Source organism: Chryseobacterium sp. 1B4 (genome assembly GCF_036631475.1).
GTDB lineage: Bacteria > Bacteroidota > Bacteroidia > Flavobacteriales > Weeksellaceae > Chryseobacterium.
The window spans coordinates 985964-1006472 of sequence record NZ_JAPNUF010000007.1 but is presented as its reverse complement, the minus strand read 5'-3'; the positions used below and the strand labels follow the sequence as shown (position 1 = coordinate 1006472).

Annotated in this window: 23 protein-coding genes and 1 pseudogene; 18 read left to right on the top strand and 6 right to left on the bottom strand. The window is 35.5% G+C overall.

Going from position 1 to position 20509, the window contains the following annotated elements:
* The first annotated feature begins 285 nt into the window (after positions 1-285).
* The 4 genes from OWR28_RS14660 (at position 286) to OWR28_RS14645 (ending at position 3875) form a co-directional block, all read left to right on the top strand.
* The gene (locus OWR28_RS14660; protein WP_332387224.1) at positions 286-1212 is read left to right on the top strand and encodes a hypothetical protein; all 927 of its coding nucleotides are present in this window, start codon (positions 286-288) and stop codon (positions 1210-1212) included.
* Positions 1209-1577: an FISUMP domain-containing protein gene (locus OWR28_RS14655; protein WP_332387223.1), complete on the top strand. Its 369-nt coding sequence runs from the start codon at positions 1209-1211 to the stop codon at positions 1575-1577. Before OWR28_RS14660 ends, OWR28_RS14655 begins: the two co-directional genes overlap by 4 nt.
* A 300-nt stretch (positions 1578-1877) precedes the next feature.
* A complete protein-coding gene (locus tag OWR28_RS14650) occupies positions 1878-2471 on the top strand; it encodes a Crp/Fnr family transcriptional regulator (protein WP_332387222.1) in 594 nt (197 codons plus the stop codon).
* 990 nt (positions 2472-3461) lie between these two features.
* Positions 3462-3875: a hypothetical protein gene (locus tag OWR28_RS14645; protein ID WP_332387221.1), complete on the top strand. Its 414-nt coding sequence runs from the start codon at positions 3462-3464 to the stop codon at positions 3873-3875.
* A 558-nt stretch (positions 3876-4433) separates the two neighbouring features.
* Here OWR28_RS14645 and OWR28_RS14640 read toward each other — a convergent pair.
* The 6 genes from OWR28_RS14640 to OWR28_RS14615 all read right to left on the bottom strand — a co-directional run bounded on the left by OWR28_RS14640 (position 4434) and on the right by OWR28_RS14615 (position 9118).
* Positions 4434-4754 carry a GntR family transcriptional regulator gene (locus OWR28_RS14640; protein WP_332387220.1) on the bottom strand — a complete coding sequence of 107 codons (321 nt, stop codon included), beginning with the start codon at positions 4752-4754 and terminating at the stop codon, positions 4434-4436.
* Between the two features lie 2 nt (positions 4755-4756).
* Positions 4757-5485, bottom strand: coding sequence for a hypothetical protein (locus OWR28_RS14635; protein ID WP_332387219.1), 729 nt, complete (start codon positions 5483-5485; stop codon positions 4757-4759).
* A 12-nt stretch (positions 5486-5497) separates the two neighbouring features.
* Positions 5498-5845 carry a hypothetical protein gene (locus OWR28_RS14630; RefSeq protein WP_332387218.1) on the bottom strand — a complete coding sequence of 116 codons (348 nt, stop codon included), beginning with the start codon at positions 5843-5845 and terminating at the stop codon, positions 5498-5500.
* 74 nt (positions 5846-5919) lie between these two features.
* Entirely contained in the window at positions 5920-6330 is a 411-nt protein-coding gene (locus OWR28_RS14625; protein WP_332387217.1) for an ATP-binding cassette domain-containing protein, read from the bottom strand.
* 226 nt (positions 6331-6556) lie between these two features.
* Positions 6557-7213 (bottom strand): DUF937 domain-containing protein, encoded by a 657-nt coding sequence (locus OWR28_RS14620; protein ID WP_332387216.1) that lies wholly within the window; start codon positions 7211-7213, stop codon positions 6557-6559.
* An 849-nt stretch (positions 7214-8062) separates the two neighbouring features.
* Positions 8063-9118, bottom strand: a complete 1056-nt coding sequence (locus OWR28_RS14615; RefSeq protein WP_332387215.1) for a PKD domain-containing protein — start codon at positions 9116-9118, stop codon at positions 8063-8065.
* A gap of 262 nt (positions 9119-9380) precedes the next feature.
* Between OWR28_RS14615 and OWR28_RS14610 the strand changes: the two genes are divergently transcribed.
* From OWR28_RS14610 to OWR28_RS14545, 14 genes and pseudogenes are all read left to right on the top strand, one after another.
* Entirely contained in the window at positions 9381-10034 is a 654-nt protein-coding gene (locus OWR28_RS14610) for an NlpC/P60 family protein (RefSeq protein WP_332387214.1), read from the top strand.
* 3 nt (positions 10035-10037) lie between these two features.
* Positions 10038-10493 carry a hypothetical protein gene (locus OWR28_RS14605; protein WP_332387213.1) on the top strand — a complete coding sequence of 152 codons (456 nt, stop codon included), beginning with the start codon at positions 10038-10040 and terminating at the stop codon, positions 10491-10493.
* A 46-nt stretch (positions 10494-10539) separates the two neighbouring features.
* A complete protein-coding gene (locus OWR28_RS14600) occupies positions 10540-10926 on the top strand; it encodes a type VI secretion system baseplate subunit TssG (protein WP_332387212.1) in 387 nt (128 codons plus the stop codon).
* Positions 10927-10990: 64 nt separating this feature from the next.
* Complete coding sequence (locus OWR28_RS14595; RefSeq protein ID WP_332387211.1) at positions 10991-11776, top strand: TssN family type VI secretion system protein; 786 nt, start codon at positions 10991-10993, stop codon at positions 11774-11776.
* Positions 11777-11937: 161 nt separating this feature from the next.
* The gene (locus tag OWR28_RS14590) at positions 11938-13098 is read left to right on the top strand and encodes a hypothetical protein (protein ID WP_332387210.1); all 1161 of its coding nucleotides are present in this window, start codon (positions 11938-11940) and stop codon (positions 13096-13098) included.
* 18 nt (positions 13099-13116) lie between these two features.
* Entirely contained in the window at positions 13117-13629 is a 513-nt protein-coding gene (gene tssO, locus OWR28_RS14585; RefSeq protein ID WP_332387209.1) for a type VI secretion system TssO, read from the top strand.
* A 241-nt stretch (positions 13630-13870) separates the two neighbouring features.
* Complete coding sequence (locus OWR28_RS14580) at positions 13871-14167, top strand: hypothetical protein (protein WP_332387208.1); 297 nt, start codon at positions 13871-13873, stop codon at positions 14165-14167.
* A gap of 38 nt (positions 14168-14205) precedes the next feature.
* The gene (locus tag OWR28_RS14575) at positions 14206-14616 is read left to right on the top strand and encodes a GPW/gp25 family protein (RefSeq protein ID WP_332387207.1); all 411 of its coding nucleotides are present in this window, start codon (positions 14206-14208) and stop codon (positions 14614-14616) included.
* 22 nt (positions 14617-14638) lie between these two features.
* Positions 14639-16303 (top strand): type VI secretion system baseplate subunit TssF, encoded by a 1665-nt coding sequence (locus tag OWR28_RS14570; RefSeq protein ID WP_332387206.1) that lies wholly within the window; start codon positions 14639-14641, stop codon positions 16301-16303.
* Positions 16304-16517: 214 nt separating this feature from the next.
* Positions 16518-16967: a hypothetical protein gene (locus OWR28_RS14565; protein ID WP_332387205.1), complete on the top strand. Its 450-nt coding sequence runs from the start codon at positions 16518-16520 to the stop codon at positions 16965-16967.
* A 10-nt stretch (positions 16968-16977) separates the two neighbouring features.
* Positions 16978-18332 (top strand): annotated as a pseudogene (locus OWR28_RS14560) (DUF5458 family protein).
* Positions 18333-18610: 278 nt separating this feature from the next.
* Positions 18611-18997, top strand: coding sequence for a type VI secretion system tube protein TssD (gene tssD, locus OWR28_RS14555; RefSeq protein ID WP_332387204.1), 387 nt, complete (start codon positions 18611-18613; stop codon positions 18995-18997).
* Between the two features lie 92 nt (positions 18998-19089).
* Positions 19090-19476 (top strand): type VI secretion system tube protein TssD, encoded by a 387-nt coding sequence (tssD, locus tag OWR28_RS14550; protein WP_332387203.1) that lies wholly within the window; start codon positions 19090-19092, stop codon positions 19474-19476.
* 107 nt (positions 19477-19583) lie between these two features.
* Positions 19584-20483, top strand: coding sequence for a phage late control D family protein (locus OWR28_RS14545; RefSeq protein ID WP_332387202.1), 900 nt, complete (start codon positions 19584-19586; stop codon positions 20481-20483).
* The last annotated feature ends 26 nt before the right edge of the window (positions 20484-20509 follow it).

Below are 20509 nucleotides of genomic sequence, written 5' to 3'. Positions count from 1 at the left end.
GTTTTTTATTGCATCAAGCTGTGGTCTGCTTTATATATCCAATGAATCATTGCAGGAAATTATAGTAATTATCATACATACTTTACAATTTAAAACTACATGATCCTAAACTCCTTTATTAATCACGTATTTTAAATTTGTACTCTCATTTCAGATTGGTTTTTCAGTCGTAGATGGATCGGAAATATTAAAGAAACTGTACATCTGTAAATGACTTGAAAATATATAACATTATAGTAACGCTTCGTAATGAAATTGTACGTGAAAATTTAAAATAATAGGTAAATGAAGAAAAGACATTTATTATCGATGAGTTTGGTGAGTGTTCTGTCTTATGGACAGGTAGGAATTAATAATAAAACTCCCAGATCTACTTTAGATGTAACAGAAAAGACAATAGATGGAAGCCATGCTGAGGGCTTAATGATTCCAAGAGAAACAGGAAATACTCTTAAAATGGCTGATAATGCCGGAGCCTATGGAAAAGATCAGGACGCTACATTGATTTATGTGACCAAAGAAGCTGATGTATCAAATCGTACAGGGCAGGTAGAAAAAGTGGATTCCCGTGGATTTTATTTTTTTGATGCAGGAATTAACCGTTGGGTAAAGATTATTCCGAGCAGCAATAATCCTGATGTAGGTCAGGTTACCCAGTTGTTGTGTTCATCTGCTGTTCATTCAGGAATTTTAACTTCCCAAAGCCCTGTTTCTGGAGTCATGACTAAAATACCCTATAATGGCGGTAATGGTGGCACATTTAACAGTATGAGTATTCCGTCGTCTGGAGTAATAGGGCTCAATGCCACACTTAATGCGGGTGCATTTCAAAACGGAAGTGGTACTCTGGATTTTACAATTACAGGACTGCCTGCAACATCAGGTACAGCCAATTTTAATCTTAGTATAGGTGGACAATCCTGCGGTTTCAGCCGTACTGTCAAGGCTGGCAGTTCCTTTGCTGATGATATTGAGGTAATTATTGATGGAGAGATCCGTAGAATTAAGTCTCATAATGTGGGAGCTGATACGTCGAAAAACCCGGATATACCTGCTCAGTCCATTGTAGGTGATTATTTTCAATGGGGTAGAAAAGACCCTGTAGCAACGGCCTATAGCTCTTCTTCTGCAATTTCAGGTTATAATACCACCAATGCTGCTAATAAATCATGGAATAAAGGTACAGAATCGCTACCTAAAAGAATACAGTGAATGACCCATGTCCAAGTGGATATAGAGTACCAACAAGAGCGGAATGGCAAGGATTTATTACCGCCAGTACTACAAGCAATATAGGAACATGGGCTGTAGGTTCTACGGATGGTGCCTCCAATTTCAGTGTTGCCAAAGTATTTAAGAATAATGGAAATATAATTACTTTTCCTGGAGGAGGAAACCGTTTTTATGCCACAGGGGCACTGGGCTATCGCGCTACTAATGGTAATTATTGGAGCAGCACAGAGAATGAAGTACTAAATACAGATGCTTATTTTATGTCATTTTTTGAAAATATAGCACCTGCAAATTATTCACTCAGCCGTCCTTATGGTTTTTCAGTACGTTGTATTTCAGAGTAAACTAAAAGGAAAACAGAGAACTGATCAGTTAATATAACTGTTATGTAGAATTATGAATGTGTTGCTAATAAGGCTGTTTGATGACAGCCTTATTTTTATAGATTTTTATTTCATATGAATATTATTATAAAAATCAACTATAATCAATATACAATTTCATATATATTATCAATTTAGTTCTATAACAAAACTAATCTTTTCTCAAGAACACATTTGCTAATCTTAAAATTAAAGTATGATAATTAGTGAGGAACTTCTTTTTCTTACGGAGCAACGTATGAAAACTACAAAGTTGGAGAGGTGGTTTTTACAGAGGGCTCATTGGCAAAATTTTATTTTCAGATTGTTTCAGGAGCAGTTGAGCTAAACAATTATTTTGAAGACGGTAAAGCATTTATTCAAAATATAATTTATGAAGGCCAATCTCTCGGGGAGCCATTCCTATTTATTAACCACCCCTATCCGGTCAATGCCATTGCACGTAATGACTGTAAAATACTTAAATTATCAAAGGATAAGTTTCTTAGACTATTTAACGAAAATACGAATGTAATGATAGAACTCTGTAGATTAATGTCTCACAAATTATTTTACAAATACATTTTATCATACAATCTTTCGCATAATGAGCCACAGATAAGGATTAAAGTCATGCTGGAATATTTAAGATCAATACATTGCGGCTGTGAAGAGAAAGCTTTTGTTGTTCCCTTTACCAGACAGCAAATAGCTGACTTGACGGGGCTGAGGGTTGAAACAGTAATCAGAGTGATAAAAATGGCAGAAGATAACATCATTACTTTAAACGGAAGAAAAATAGTATTAATACTGCTATATTTAAGCTTTATAATAATTGCAGCTGATCATTTACAAAAACTTAAATATTTGTATTAAATTCAGATAATTGTAGTTATTCTCATACAGGTTTTGCTATATAAAATGACATTGTTTTTGTTTTCTACAAGAATGGAGTACATTATTTTTGTTGAAAATTGATCACTTAAAGTGATATAAATGAATAGTATCCTTTCTCTGAAAAGAAGTAGGCCGGCAAGACCGTATTTAAGAAGGATAAGAATCTTTTTTGAATAGATGAAGTAGCTTTAAATATGACCAATATGAAGAAGAAAAATGATTACCAGCATTATGTTGGTATGAGTAAGCCACAAATAGTTACAGAAATGAACAGTCAGTCCAATTACTATATGGGCAACAGGTGGGAATACCATATTAAAACAAATTGGCTGGGAAAAAAACAATTTTAACTCTTTTTTCAGGAAAGATGTTGTATATAAGGTGAGGGTAAAAAAGACATATAAGAAAATAATATCCCCGACACTATATTACCTTTAATCAGTGAGGTCATTTTAAAACTATATTGAATCGCAATGTAAATTACAACGTACATTACATATGATTACAATCTGATGATGATATACCAGTAGTATGCATCATATCTGGTTAGGCAATTATATATTCAGGAGCTGTTTACTATATATTGATAATATGAGTTTGTTCTTGGCAGCAGTAATATTGCATTATTAAATAGATAATTAGTAACAATTTTCAATATGCTAGTAATAAAACTACGTTTGATTAGTGATATTACTATCGTTGTTAAGTGAAATATGAGAAATATATTTTTTAAATTCGAAATACCTCTTAAAGATAAAAATACTCAATAACATTCTATAGAGTAGTATCATTAAATTATTGAGTCAGAATTCCTGCTCAGATATGGTACTAGTGTATCAGGGTCTTTTCAGGATATTGCAGAGGTGGAATAAATTCAAGCTGATGTAGCTGAACCATATATTCACTAATCTATAAAACCGAACATATGAAAGAAAAGCCATTAAAAAACTATTCCTGTCAATAGTTATTATGATCTTTTGTATCAACTTAAATCTTGCACAAACAGTAATCACAGCAAAACCTGCTGATACAAAGACTAAGAAGGAAACAATATCTGGTGCTAAACTAAAAAAAGATGGTACACCAGATAAAAGATATTCACCTAAGGTATTTACAATGTCAAATGGAGATAATATTAAGTTGAAGAAGGATGGTACACCTGATAAACGTTACAGTACGGCGAAGGAACAAACAGTGGCAGTGCCTGCACAGAATCAAAGCGTCAACAAACCTGGGACTTCAAATATAAACGATAAAAAGAGGTATATACCTGCTTTAGACAGAACTCTCAGAGGTCCTAATGGCGAAGAAGTATTGACTGGCCCCAGAGGGGGTAAGTATTATATCAATAAAAATGGAAATAAAACCTATATAAAGAGATAGTAATAAGGTTTTTAATTATCCGAGCAACAACAGAGCCGCTGATATTTATCAGTGGCTCTGTTGTTTAAAATTTTTTAAATTGTTTTGCTATTCTGCAATGAAAAGAGATTTAATTGCTGTCTTGGGGATAAGTTGGGTGTTCCCATACCAATTAACTGAACATTTACATCTGCTTAAAACTTATCTTCTGTGTTATCTATAGAACCACCTATTTATATCCCTATGTACTAACGTCTGTAATTATGCTGTGGGCGGTTTGCGCAGGAAAATATCTCTAAAGATGGTTTGTCTCAATGTATTATTATTATTATTATTATTATTATTATTATTGTTCCATAATTAAAAGAAGAAAGAGGCCAAAAGCATCTTTCTTCTTTTGATATAATAATTATAACACAATATTTTCTGTAAAGCTTTGGGAATTAATCTTTAATATTTTATTGAGTCTATCTAATCAGTACTATTTTTATAAATCAAAACCTAAAGGTTGTTCCTTTGAAGATAGTTATTGTTTATAATTTTTAGCGGTGAACTTTTTGAATTCATCCGCCAGATCTTTTATATCAAGATTAAGAAGGTATAGCTGTTTGAAAAAATGAGGAAGTTCAAACTCTGCAAAATTTTCTTTTTATAAGCCAATACCTTCTCATATCCATCTTTGCTGATTGAGAAACCTATGCCTCGCTGATTTGTGATAATGCCCTTTTGCTCAAGGAATTCATAGGTGCGCATAATTGTATTTGGGTTTACAATAACCTGGTTGGCAAAATCCCTTACAGAAGGGATCCTCACTTCGGGTAGCCATTGTTTCAAAAGAATCTTCTCGCATACAACATCAGCTATCTGCATGTATATGGGCGTTTGGTCTCTGAATTGCATTTTTATATAAAATATTTCTTTAATTTATAATATGCAAAAATCCATAAAAAAATTGTAGTAATGACTATCCCTGGATAGGTTAGGTATGTTTTTTCACTTATTGAAAAATCTAAAGATCTGAAAACAACATAAACTACAATAACTGCGAGTAATGTTGTTATAAATTTAAACCTTTTTAATGAGACCGAGCTTACAATAAAGATCGAATGAAGTAAAAATGCATTTAAAATCATACTTATGGTACTAAAAGTATGAATGTTATCAACTATATCGAATGTTCTGCTGACCAATACGCCATTATAAGATTGGCTGACAGCAATAGGATATATAATATTCCATAATACTGCCAACCCGATAAATGACATGGCAAAAAATACAGGCCAAAACAAAACGGCAGAAATAAGGAACTTAACACCAATTTTTTCAAGCGCTGTAAAAGGCATCATAAGATAATAACCAGACCTTTGAATACCCAATCCAAGATCCTTAAACATGTCGGATGCTATAAAAGAGATAAAACCAAACATTTGAATGTGAAATGCCAATCCAATACCTATAGAGTTGGAGAAAATATCTTTTCCCTTTGAGGAAGCCATCCATAATCCTATCAAACCGTAAAAAAGCCAATAAATGAGCATGCTCAAAAATATAAGCAGATATCTTTTATTATAGGTTTTCAATTCAATGGTCAAAAGTTTTTTGTATCGTATAAATGAAAAGTATTGATTCATAATTTTATGTTTTTAATTGAATAATGATGTTATTTTCTGAGATGATTGATCAATAAGGCCACGATAAAGCAATTCCACATTAATATTAGATTCTGAACCTTTCAGGTTAGAATTTAAGATATTAAACCCCTGAAAAGTCTGTTCATAATATAATGCTTCGGTGGCTTCATCTTCATTAGTTGTAAAACCGAAAGACACTTTTCGGATTATATCAGAAGTAGGCTGGTGAAATAAAACTTTTTGTTTTCCTAAAACCGTAATACCATCCGCCATTACATTCATATCAGATACATCATGAGTGCCGATAATGATTGTTTTATCTTCACTGGCAGATACAGCAAGAATTTTTCTGAACTGCATTTTACTGTTTATATCAATACCATTAGTAGGTTCATCCAGTAAAATGATGTTTGTACCGGCAGCAAATGCAAAGGCTAAATGCAGTTTCTTTTTTGTCCAAAACTTAAAGCAGATATCCGTTGATTGATTTCAACTTCAAACATCATCAAATATTCATGAAAATTCTGGAGACTAAATCTGGGATATAATGCTCCATATAGAGCTGCAAATTTGTTAATAGACATATCCGGATAATATGTTTCTTCCGAAATATAGGATATATCATTTAAAAAATTGATGTTACGTTTGAAAGGATTTTCATTATTTACCCATATGGAGCCCTGCTCTATACGATGCAATCCTGCTATACAACGAAGCAAAGTAGATTTTCCGAATCCATTGGGGCCCAGGAGATAATATATTTTGCCCGGTTCATATTCTAAGGTAACGTCTTTTAAGACCTGCTTTCGGTCATAATTGAAAAATAAATCTTTAATTGTAATCATATGTTTAGTGTACTAGTTTGTTAATACACTGCAAATTTATAGCTTACTTTTTATATAAACTATATTATTGATAATAATTTAACTAAATTAGTGATATATTTACAATTAAATCAAACTATTACTACAAAATATCACTAAAAATTAAAGGAAGTTTAATAACTTCCTTTAGTTCTTTTCAATCCATGAAAGCTCAGTACACATCTTATGGCTGTTTTTTGGAAATCAATTATTTACTTCCAAAAATATTAGCCAGTATGCTTCCCAAACCGCCGCCACTTTGCTGTTGATTTCCACCACCTAATACATTCCCCAATATATCACTCAACGGATTTCCTGATGGCTGGGAATGTTCAACATTTCCAAGAACACTTTTGAGAATATCATTAAGGGGATGAGACTCTTCAGCCTGAGCTTTGGCGGAAGCATCTTCAAGGATTCCTCCAAGGAGATTTCCCAGCCCATTTGCACCTGCATCATTTTGTTGTTTTTGCTGACCGATGTATCCCATGACAACAGGAGTAAGCATAGCGAGAGATGGACCTATTTTGTCGATTGAAATCCCCGTGTTTTCTGACAGATGACTTTCAACAGCGCTTTTTTGCCCACCGAAGATATGATCAAGAATAGATCCACCTTCGGTCAGTCTTGCTTCCGGTTGTGAAGCATCGTTTAAAATACTTCCGTTATGGTCTTTATCCAAAGCATTATTTAAAGCTTCCGCTTCTTTATCATCATGGGATTTATTTCTGAGATGAGAAATAATAAGAGGCGCTGCGACAGCTAAAAGAGCGATCATCTGGTTTTTGCTGATTCCAAATTTATTTTCTGCATTCTCAGCAATCTGATTGCTTATTTTTCCTGTAATTAAATTAATTAAGCTCATTTTTTTGTTGATTTAGTTAGGTAAATTGAATTATTTTTTCATAATTATAAGATTCCGGTATTGAATTCCGGCAGATAATTGTTATAATATCTTTGTCCATGATCTCTGGTTTCTTATCTATCTGCTAACTTACATCATCACTATTCAATTGAAGTACTATCAAAACAGCTAAATAAATATATTGAACGCTTTAAGTCTGATCTTTTATTATATTGTCGCTATCATAGATACTATAGTCTTATCATTTTATCATTACAAAGTAAATCGCTCAGAGGTAATACTTTAAGTAACAAATTTAAGTAGAGAACAACTATCATTAGATAGCTGCATTGTCGTATTTTTTCTATCTCAATATAGTTTTATTGCTAATAATATATAGATTGGACATATAATTATTAAAATACTTCCGGATGTACAATCCATAAAAATTGACCGGGCCAATCTTATAGAAAAATGATCAGTTGGTTCTGGATTAAGCTGTCCATCCCATTCTAATGAAATTGACTAAATAAAACAATAGATGGGTTTAAGAAACAGCTTAGCTGAAAAAGAAATGTAATGGGGCAACAAAAAGATAAATATGTTACATATCAAACAGGCTTATCATGCAATATGGTAAAGACATATTTCAATCTCTTTCGTGAACATCATTTTACCTGTGACGAACTCGGAGTTAAGTTCAGAAAACTTGAAAACCTTTTTGACACTACTATTTAGAGACCGAGTTTACTGTGTGTTGTTTTCGCAATATGTCGTAGCAATAGAGTACTATGAAGTTTACACTAGTTAAGTTTTGATAGTGGGAGTTAACGTTGACAAGCAAGCAAATGAAAGCTTTGCTCCCGTTTTCTACTCTCTGATCCACACCATAAACTTTTTGGTTTTATACTGAAGGTTGATTTGCTGAATACAGTTTTGTGGATCTTTCCCGATTCTCAGCATACTGATTTTAATTTTCTTTCCTGCAATGGACTGGCAGAACTGCTCAAATGAAATAATTCTTTTGTTGTTGATTACAACGGGAATTTCAAAATTTCCGCACATATAGGAACTAAAGTCTTCCTTGGTTTTTGACTCTGCCGCTACTTGTTGCAGAAGTATCCGAAACTGTTCATTGGATATTTCAGGTATTTTTTTACTTGTAAATACTGAATCTTTTTTACTCACAGATTTGGGTGAAACAGGAATGTATTTTAAGGCATCTACCAACGGGTCTTTTTGCGCTTTTCCTATGGGTAAAGAAAAAGCAGAGTGAGACTTTTCAAACTCATAGGTACTGATATCCGGTCTGGATTTATCTTGTTTTGGTGCCGGTGCTACATATATTGTTTTGGTTGCAGAGTGCTGCACATCACCGTTGACTACGAGGGTAATTTTTTTTTGTCCCTCAGAATTGAAATAGTAGGAAGGAGCCTGGTTTACGGCATCTATTTGTGTGGATTCCCCAAAGTTCCATTCCCAGGAGACACCTCCTTCTTTTATCGCAGTAAACTGTACGGGTCTTCCCACGGTAACCACGCTGGGAGCAGCAATCAGCGGTAAATCACCACTGTGTTCATCGGTTTTGGTTATGGTAATTAATTTCTGGTGCACACAGGTTTTATTAATGGTGAGGGTAACAATATAGTCGCCCGGCTTTTTATAGGTGTGCAGGGTGCGGCGTCTTTTGTCGGTGGCTGTTCTGTCACCAAAATCCCATTCCCAATTATTTGCTCCTTCAGTTGTATCATAAAATTCAACAACGTTATTGGGGGTAAACTCCCGGCAATATACTACGAAACTGGCTTTTTCGCAATCTATATGTTGACTGTACTGATATCCTAAAAAAATTGCACTGATAAATAAAAGTGATATAATACTCCAAAAGACCTTAGGGTCCAGGCTGGATTTAAAAAAAGATTTCATTACTGGTGTGTTTGTCACAAAGGTATAAAAAAACAATATAAATATATAATGCATTTATTATCAGTTTATTACAATTTTTTTAACTATATATTATTTCCGATTATTTCATGATTATGATCATGAAAGTGAAAAAATGATCCTATATTTTTGTGTGTATATATTGTTAAACATATTATCCCAAAAGGGTGCAATAGTTCGAGATATTCATGTCATATACAGGAACACTCAATTGTTGATAAAGATTTTTAATATAGGCATAAAGATGAAATTTTATTTAGAAAATTACTTAGTAATTATAATATTTCCTGCCCTATTTTCAGGATTTATTTCTTGCAGAAACGCGAGTTATCTCGACGATCTGCCTTATATCTATAATTCGGAGCGTTACGGTCAGAATTCTGAGGATGCAAAAAAATATATTGATTCTGTTTTCGTCCATGTTGATCACAACAGTGACCGGCTCAGTGATGAAGAACTGGACATTAAGGAAAGATACTCTATTATTATGGGGGTAATGCCTAAGGAGGTTACCAATTATAATTTATATTCTTTTATCGACGGATGGATAGGGACCCCTTATCGAAAAGACACTGCCGATCAGGAATTGGGTGTTGATTGTGGTCATTTTATATCACAGCTTTTTAATGAGGTGTATAAAGAGACTCTTTCCCCTTCTCCTGAAAATGTTTTCGGTTCTAAATCGCTTGAGCTCTTTACCGGTAGAAATTTTCTAAAGGAAGGTGATATTTTATTCTTGCGTTATGACAAGTTACATCCAATTTCAGATGAAGCGATCTATCTTCAAAATGATAAAATAGTTGCCTGCACGGCTAGTGGACTTAATATTTATGACTTTAATGATAAATATTTTCAATTAAGATATGTTGCTGCAGGAAGGTTAAAATCAAAAAGATGAGGAATGGGATATTTTCAAAATATAGCTGAACAGATTAGTGCGCTGCATGATGATATCAGGGCAGAGGTAGTCATCAGCAATTTATTAAAAAACGGTGATTTGAAAGGGGAGGATTTTATCATTGAAAAAGACGGGCAGTTTTCAAGAGCATATCGTTATGATATATTGTCTTCGGAAGTAAGTAATTATAATGTTGGGAGCTCAGAATTTTTAAAGCTGATTCTTTCGCGTGACAGCATTTATGATATGCTTCCCGAAGCTATTACTCATGATACCGGAAGCAATATCAGCGATCGAAATGTGGATGTGATGATACGGCAGTACCGTATTAAAAAACAGGAACAAAAGAAGAGCCGGCTTTTTTTCAGCCTTTTGAAAATGAGATCTTCAGATATGGTGTTGAAATTGAAACCTGCGAGCAGGATTTTTATCCCAGCTTTTCGGAGCGCTATCTCCTGATTTATTTTATGATTTTTTTGGTATTGAGCGGCACTTACAATCTCCGATGGCTTCTCACTTAATAAGCATATTACCCTATGCCTATAAGATTGTTGGTGATATTGAATTGACAGCCCGGATACTTTCTCTGATTCTTGCCGAGGAAGTGAAGATCACCAGAAAGAGCTGGAAAAAATATGAGGATCACGATCAAAGCAGTATGCTTGGAGATTGCAGATTGGGCCTGGATATGGTATCTGGTCATTCTTATGATCATTATTCGGATCATCTGCTGCTTTCCATTGGTCCTTTGAAAAATGGGAGGGCAATTGAATATCTTCACCAAGGTAAGAAAAGACAATTTCTGGATTTATTTTGCAGCTACTTCTTTTCTGCAGATTCAGAAACAGAGATCAAAATTCTTCTAAAAAAGAAATGGAGGTTTTTGATCTGAATGAAGCACATGACACTTTATTAGGATATAATACAAGGATATGATTTCGTTGAAAAAATATTTCATGAATTTGGTGGAACCGGAGATTCTGGCTTTTATGCTTGTTCTTATAGCCCTCTGTGTCGTTCTGACTGTGATTCTTAGAAGACAAATATCGGATTTTAAAACCGGTTACCGATCCCAGTTCAATTTCTATATCTGTTTTGTTGCTTTAGTGGGTGCGGTAACAGCATTTTTAGGTTATAATAAGCTTTTTGCCGGCAGTACCCTTTCCGAATTTATTTTTTATCAGACTGTATGTTTAGTAGTGGGAGGGGTTCACTGTTATCTGTACCGGTATATTTTCCACAGTTTCGGAGGAAAGCCAGAGTGGCTGGAATATCTGTTTATGGTCACTGCTATTTGTTATTCAATGATTGCGTTTTTGTTAATATATACGTTTCTCAATGGAATGAAGTTCGTTTCTTTAATGATGGGGCAGTACGTTATTTTTCTGGTGCCTACGCTGGTCAATGAAACTTTCAATCGGGCGATGAATATTCCTCCTGAGATTTACAAAACATGGCAATTCCCTGAGAATTATAAGAACCTGCCGGGAGTTACGGATGAAGAGATGAAGGATCTGGTGGTTTTTACTTTGCTGATAGATAAAGACCGTGATGTAAAAAATTTCAGGGCATACAAGGCTAAGGGACCTACAAGGATTGATTTCGGAAGGCTGTTTTACAGTTTCGTATTGGATTATAACGAGAAAAATTCGGGAAATGAACTGAAGGTAGAAGGTGAAAATGGTTTTTATAATTGGGTGTTTTTTTACAGCCCAGGTGGTATGAAACCACAAAATATGTAGATGCCGACTTACCGCTGTACATGAATGGTATTGAAGACAACAGTGTTGTAATCTGCAGCAGAACTCAGGATGTTGTCAAAGAAGATCCGGGTGCTGACAATGATGTTCTTGATTATGAATATAAATAACAGGTGAATAACCCTTTCAAATAAACAAACAAAATGGTAGAAAAGTTAAATTATTATCCATTACACTGGATGGATGGGATGAAGATCAATAAAAATCATTTCACAGATATACAAAATTTTGTCATTGATGCTGTACGTGATGTAGCCGGGGGAGGGATTTCTCCTTTAAACTATGGGTTGTTACCGGTCAGCAATTCGATTCAAATCAAGCTGACTGCGGATCAGCATCTGCAATTAAAGCTTACTGTTGAGCAGTGTCATGGGATTACGCCCAACGGTTCCCGTATTGACATCGGGATTTGCGAAGAGGAGATTTTTGAGTCGTCATTACTGTTTCCTGAAGCTACCTATATGATGAAAGAAGATGAAACGATCAATCTGATGGCATGTCTTTCCGTTCATCTTTTTAACCGGATTCCTTTCGGTGAGCCCGATCCGGATGAAAATCCGCCAAGATATCCTTATACACGGCCTGAGTATATATTGCAACTGGTTCCTGAAAATGAGCTGAAAGGACCCATAGGTATTGGAGCATCACATCTTACGGTAGCCCGGATAATTATTAATTCTGGAGAATGTGCGATAGATCCGACATATATACCGGCTTGCCAAAGTGCAGCGAGTCATCAAAAGTTAAAGAGTTTTTGCCATGAAACGGAGCGCTTTTATAATAAGGTGGAGTTCTTTGCATCACAGATCAGGCAGAAAATCCGTACCAAAAAACAGAACAATTTACTGGCTTTAATCGTTGACGACATGGCTGACAAGGTCATTGATTATCTGGGTACAGAGATAAACCGCTACCGCTGGGCTGCTGCTTACTCTCCTCCCGTTTATATGTTGTCATCTGTGATTTCGCTGGGAAGGATTCTTAAAAACTGTATTGAAATTTATACAGGATCGGGGAAGGAAGAGCTGTTAAATTATTTAACCGAGTGGTGTAATATCAGTCAGGGTGATTTTGAGTCCGTTTTTTCAGAAATCCTTAATGCAGACTATCATCACCATCAGATTGGTCTGACGGTGGAACTGGTAGGACGTTTTATGAAAACGATAGAGGAGATGTTTTCCATTCTCAGTCAGTTGGATTACATTGGTAAAAAGAGGGACGGAAGTATTTTTATCTCCGAGAGTCCTGGGGATAAAGATGCAATACTGCATTCTAAACGAAGTCAGTCTTTTTTAGCAGATTAACTATAAAGCTAATGCAGTATGGAAGTTTTGAATAAAAAAGAAAGATTACGTGCCTTCCTGTTTTTCATCCTATTCTTTTTGCTGGCTGTTTTCACATTGGTTATCGGATTGTTTTTCAACACGTATTTTCCTTTTAAAGAAAATAAAGTTTTAAAGGTTGAAAACAATATACTTAAGCGTGAGATGGGCGTTCAGGATCACTTTTCTTTCCAGCTTGAAAAAGTAAAGGCGGCAGTTGATTCCATCGGTGTACCGGGAAAGAATGATTTCTTTAATGAAAATATGGCTTTATCCATGCTTTCCGATATGTATAAGCAGATTCCTAAGGACAGTATTAAAAATGAGGTAATGTATAATAATACCATCATTGCCTATAAAGATCTTGTAGATCGTAAAAAAGAAATGAAGCGTTTGTCCTCGACAGGAAAAGCGGTGGACAGCCTCCTTACGATCAATAAAATTCTTAAACAGGAATATGAGAAGGTGAAAACTGATCTGGATGTATGCCGTCAATTGTATAAATCTCAGTGATGAAAAGTAGTAAGAAGTATTATAGCCTTTTTTTAGCTTAGTCTTAAGCGGTTTTTTCACTGCCCAGCGGTTATCAGATTCTGCTTTAAAGACTGCTGAGTTTGACTGTACCATTACCCAGAGTCATGAGAAGCTACACAGGAAATATGTTGCAAGCACGCCGGAATTATTACTTAGGGCTAATAATCAGGATTATGTATATGCTGTTTTCCGATTGGGTAAGAGTGCTGACAGGGTTTTTATGTATATCAAAATTCTGGATAAGAATGTGTGCATCAAAAAGGATCAGATACTGGATATACAATTTGCCAATGGAGAAACCACCAGTTATAAAAATGACTTTCATGTGAATTGCGATGGTGTTTTTGTACGAAAGTTTGATCCGGAAGAAATGAAGAAGTTAGATAGAGGCACAATGAGTGTGATTAAAGTGTATACATATCGGAAAAACTATGAGTTTCTGTTAAACCACACACAAAATTACAATATTGCCAATCAGCTTCATTGCTTATCTGCCTATAAAATAAAGCGGTCGTAACTTTTAAGACTGCAGATTACATTTAAAAAACTATGAATATGAAAGGAGTTTATTACAGCACACCTATAGATTTTACGGCCATAATGGATGAAAAAATGGCTGAAACAATATCCATTGATCAGTCAATAAGACAGCATCTTTTTATGCTTACCATCACTCCCCTAGGAAGGTGTAAGTTTGACGATACCTTTGGGACTGCAGTCTTCGAAATTGACTTCGATCTTCCCAAAAGCGATAATTCCATCAAAGAATTTATGAGAAAAGCCATAACCAAGTCTGTCATTAAGTACGAACGGAGGCTTCTTCTGGAAGATATTGAAGTAAGTGTAAGAAATATCGATATTGGGATTACCGGGACCAAGAGAGTGAAAAAGAATGTTGCCATCTCCATTAGGGGCGTGATAATCGAAACAGAAAGATCTTTCTTTTTCAGAGTTCATTTTTTATAGGACCCTTATCACATTAATTTGTATGAATCAGGAAAAAATAAAAGACAGGGTGTTGCGAAGAGCAGCTAAGCTTTGGGGATATCATGAACTGAGGTCGGATTCTTCTTTTGATCCTATGGTAGGTCTGATACTTTCGGCGGTTTCTTCAGAACTAGAAAAGCTTGAATTTGAGTTGGAAAGTTCCAAATCCCGTATTATTGAAAGGGTTCTGGAGGTTCTTTTTCCAGAAGAAATTACTGGAGCCATACCGGCAAGATCACTTATTCAGGTCTATCCCGTTGAAAACCGGTACAAAATATCGTTACAAGATCAGTTTAAAACGGAAAAGAAAAATACTAAGGGGTTACTGCAAGATAAGGAGGACGGAAAAGAAATTTATTTCTGTCCTACCATAGAAGCTGAATTGACCACGGCGAGGATTGAGTATACAGCGTATAGCAAGGTTATGAAGAGGATGGATAGTCCTTTTTCAGGTACTGTGCATGGTAAAAGTGAGATTTCTATTCCGGTGGGAGAATTCTGGATAGGAATCCGGTGTCCTGATAAGGAAGATCTGGAAAATCTGATGTTTTATATTGATACCGGCAGTGAATATCAAAAGGAATTGTTTTCCTATTACCTCAAGCAGGTTAAGGTCTGTTTCGGGGCTAAGGAGTTCGAACTTACCAATGGCTATAATGTAGATTGTCAGTTCAGCGGATTTGACAATATACTCAGCCGAAACTATTTGGATCTGGAATATATTTATGAAGAAGTAAACAGGTACTACTCTTCAGGCTATTTTACCCTGAAAGACAAAATTATATTGTCGGAAAAAGGTCATGCTGAAGAGTTGTTTACACGGTACTTTCCTGAAAATGAACTTTCCGGTGAAGATGATCTTGTATGGCTGAAGTTTAAATTCCCTGACGGGATCGATCAGGAAATTCTTGAAAATCTTCATATTATACTTAATTGCATTCCGGTCATTAATATATACAATGTCAAAACTTATCATAGAGCATCGGGAAGGCTTGATATCATTCCTATACAGTGTGAAGATTATTTTCTTACGCTTGATTATGTGATGGATGATATGTGGCGGAGATTTGATCTTAAAAGTCATTCTTCTCGGGGGCAGGAGACTTCCGTTATTCTGAGAAAAGGAGGGGTGTCAAGATTTGATCAGCGTAATGCCTCCGAACTTCTGCAATATCTGCTGGAGCTCATGAAGGATGAAACTGCTGCATTTTCGGGCATTGGAGGTGATTCGGCTAAGGAAATGCTAGTACAAATTAACCAGAATATGGCGGCTTTGAATCAGATGGCAAAAGAGAAGAATTTCTCATATATCCATAATCCATATCTGATTATTACCGGTAATTCTTTGAGACAGGAAAGTTCCTATAATATTTCGTACTGGAGTACTCAGGCAGAGTTGGCCAATCATATAAGGCCAGGAACCCCTTTGGTCGTAGATCATTCTTCAACCCTTGCCTGTGAGAAGGATGCGCTGATGATAGCTACTTCACAGGGAGGGCGTAAGGGGCTTTCTCCACAGGATAAGATTTCGGCATTCAGAGCTGCATTACTGGGTAGGGGAAGAGTGGTGACTACTGCTGATATTAAGGCATTCGCCATGAATCATTTCAAAGATGCCATAACGCATATTGAAATACGAAAGGGAACTAAAAGGAGGTTTCTTTAAAAGAGGGATTTTCAAGGACGATAGATATTCATCTCTTCCGTGATTCGGATAACAAAGATATAGAAGAGGAAGAGTGGAAGTATTTGTGTAGCAGTTTTTTAGTGAAATTATCTCACAGTTCTACCCATATGATTCCTTACAGAATTTTGGAAACCACTTAAAAATAATGAATAACCAGCATGTGAAAGTATAATAATTTAAAAAAGTAAATAATATGTTAACAAATCATGGAATTGGGGGCAATGAAGTTCCACCAGAAATTAATGAAGCTATTTTCGAAATTCCTCAGAACAGAACGCTGTTAGCTCAGAAATTGACCTCTTATGATCCTGTTAGGCCGGATCTTATAGAAGGTTTGCATACAATAGATAAGGTCTTTGAACATTTTAGACCGGAGATTACCGTTGACTTTGAAGATTTGAACGGTGCTACTAAAATAGAATCTCTAAAGTTTAAAAATTTAGGAGATTTCGGGATAAAGGGAATTACCAGACAAAGTGATTTTTTATGTGATCTGGAAACGGAAAAAAATCAATACCAACAGATTATCAGACAGCTTAAGACGAATAAGATTCTGAAAGCGGCGTTGGAAGATCCTAACGCAAGAAAAGCATTGTTTCAGACATTGCAGGAATTGATTCAGGAATTAGACAATATCAAATAAAACGCAAATAATGGATAAGCAACAACAATTACAACAGGTTTCCGGTCAAGAAAGGAAGAAAGATGATTTTGCTACGGTACCCAATCTTGCCGCTTTGGCGAGTTATGGCGGCTTTGACCTGCTGGAGATATCAATTGACGGAGTGCAGAATATTAATCCGGAAAGAAAAGCCAGAAAAAGAATTTTTTAACGGAAAATGGTAAAGAAAAGGAGAGAGAAAACCTGAAAAAAACGCTTAAGCTTTGGGCGGGTATGATGGCTGATAATAAATCGTTGCCGGATATGGTTGCAGATTGCGAGGAGAGAAAAAACTGCAGAAGAGCTGTTGGTCAGAAATTTATCCAAAGCGATTGAAGAAACCAAAGAATTGGAGGCTAATTACAGGGCTGTTGCCTTGTTTTATAAAAATACAGAATCAATCAAAGTTAAAAATATTACCGTTGTCAATGCTACTCTTGAGCAACTCAAGGATTTAGATAATACGCGTTTTATTGATGCGATACATACTGAACTTACTAACAATTATGATAGGCTGGATCTTAAAAATAACTACGGGATTTTAGTGATTCCCGGTTATTTAGGTTCCAATCAGGTGATTGAAAAATGGGCAAAGCTGGTTCATGAAAATAAGGTGATGCTTGTCACTGATTTTGAGCACCTTGATGAGGCGGATGATGTCATGGAAATGTTTGATCAAGCATATCTTACCGGCGGAGACATATATCGGTCCAATGTTCTGATGACCTGCAACTGGATAGTGGGAAGGGGAAGATTTGAGGAAATTGATGAAGCTGAGGATATGTATATTCCTCCTTCTGCAGCGTTGGCTGGAAAGATTTATAAAACGCTGATGTCTCAGGTTACGGCTGGAAAAAATTTGGAGGTCTTGCTGAAGTGGAAGGGGTAAAGTTTGATCTTAAAAAGAGTGAGATTGCGAACCTAGAAAATCTTGGTCTCATCCCTATGGTTAATGAATATGGCAAGGTGATGGCTTTTTCAGGTAAAACGCTATTTAACGGTGATAATATGGGACTTCAAACTTATTCAGTTGTAAGGGTCTTCGATTATGTAACAAAAGTTTTGATGGATTTTCTCAACAGAAGGGCATTTGAAAACTTTACCGCCATGACCAGAAAAGAGATTATGAACCAGATTGTAAGCTTTCTGGATAATATTGCCGGGCCAGGTAAGCTGATTGAAAATTTTGAAATCAAAAGATTTGAACAGGATCCGGTCCAGAAAGACAGGATTCATCTTAATATTCACATGAAGCCTTATTTTCCTGCCAAAAACTTTTTAATTAAAATGGACGGTCATAAAGGTGATCAGGGAAATAAGTGGGATACGGAATATATGCAGAGTTAGATCAATGTAAGAAAAAATAAATCCATAAAGAAAGACCTAGTTTACAAATACATTATATAATATAACGGAGGCTGAGGTAATCTGGCTGGTAAGAAAGAGTATTCTATTGAAATCAAATGAATGTTCAGATTATATCCCTCATAATGATTCAAGAACGTACGTCCTAGTGTAGTTTTCCATGTGGACCTAGTCTGCATTCCTCATAGGGAAGTTCAGGAAGCTACAGTCTGGAAGGATGTATTAAAAAATATTTTATTAACCATTAAATTTTTAACATTATGTCATTTAAAGCAAAGTTAAAAGTAGCCGGTAAAGAGTATAATATTCTTAAAGTCAGCTACGGATTATTTCAGGAAACAGATGCAACTGGAAGGCCTTCTACCGTAACCAGAGGAGGTAAAATTGATATCGTATTGGAAGGAACAGGATCTACTGACCTTTTTGAGTGGATGACCAATTCTTTTGAAAGAAAAGACGGGAGTATTGTATTTGCTAAACGGGATAGCGATGCAACCCTGAAGGAACTTAAGTTTACGGAAGGATATCTGGTAAAGCACAATGAAGATTTTGATTCCACTGGAGATAATCCATTACGAGAAGCGTTTACTATTTCTGCTAGAAAAATTGAAATGGGAACCGGTGCCTACGAGAATGAGTGGGTATAAGCCATGAGGATAAACAGTAGTAAACAGGTTACTACTGTTTATCTTTAATGATCAGCTCATTTGTATTCACTTTAATTAAAAGTTATCATACTATGTCATTTTTATCTAAATTAGAACTAGACGGGCTTACATATAACATTCTGGAATGTAAATACGATTTTAACCAATCGACAGATACTACGGGAAAGCCTCAGGGAATCCCGCAGGGAGGAGAAATCTATGTAAAGATTGAAAGTACGGGGAATTCCGAGCTTCTGGCCTGGATGCTGGATCACAATCAAACGAAAAACGGTAAAATCATTTATTATCGTAGAGATGCTATCAGCAAACTTCAGGAATTGATTTTTGAAAAAGCCTACTGCATAAAATTCAAAGAGCATTTTGATGCCAACAATAACCAGCCTTTACAGATTGAAATAAGCATGATTGCCAAAAAGTTTAATCTTAATGGTGCCATTCATGAGAAAATGTGGAAATAACCGTAAAGAATCGGGGATATTGCGGTAGCTAAACGTAGGTTTATATCCCACAATTCCTTGTATAATATAGGAGAAATAAACAATAAAATCATAAAAGCAATTTTGTCATGTCTACAAAAATATATACCGGTTTACCGTCCGATGGCTTACAGAATAAAGCTGGTGAATCGAATGCAATACAATATACAATTCCATTACCGACGAGTGCCGTTCTTAAGGAAAAAGAAAACCCATTGGTATATTGTTCACTGATGCTGGATGGAGAGCCGTTTCTTTATCAGTCAAGTTTTTCACTTCAGCTTGATCAGTTTACCAATGATCATGACTCGTTCAGTATAACAGTTCCTGATGATGCCCTGGATAACTTTGAAGGGTATGTGATGGAGAATTCTAAAAACATTCTCGGAAAAAATATCAGTATTTCTTTTCATCGGTTTGGACTCATCCAACAGACTTTTGCAGGAATTATCACCCAGGTAAAAAATAAGAAGAAAAACGGATATGGAACCCTTTACATTAAAGGTAATGCTCCCTCTATATTGCTTGAAAATGGGAAAACTTGTCAGAGTTTTGAGAATAAAAAGCTGGAGGATATTGTAAAAGAAGCTACCAAAGAACATAAGGATATCAGTATCCTTATTGAAAATCTGAATACCCGATACAACTTACCTTATACGGTCCAGTATAAGGAATCTGATTACCAGTTTCTCAAAAGACTGGCAGCAAGGTATGGAGAATACTTTTATTACAGTGGGCAGCAAATGATCTTTGGCAATAATGTGCAGTCTTCCGTTAGGCTTGAAGAAAATGTTGATCTTATTGAGGTTGAATTTGATATCAATGTAAAACCTCAGAATTTTGAGTATTCTGTTTATGATGCCAATAAGGGGGAAGTATTGAGGCCGGATCCTCTTCAATTCGTTCACAATATAAAGAAAATCCTTTACAGGCATCTGCCATTAATGCTTCCAACGAGGTGTACAAAAAAAGCAGCCCATGCTTTTTAATTACAGTGGTATTTCAGGAATAGCGG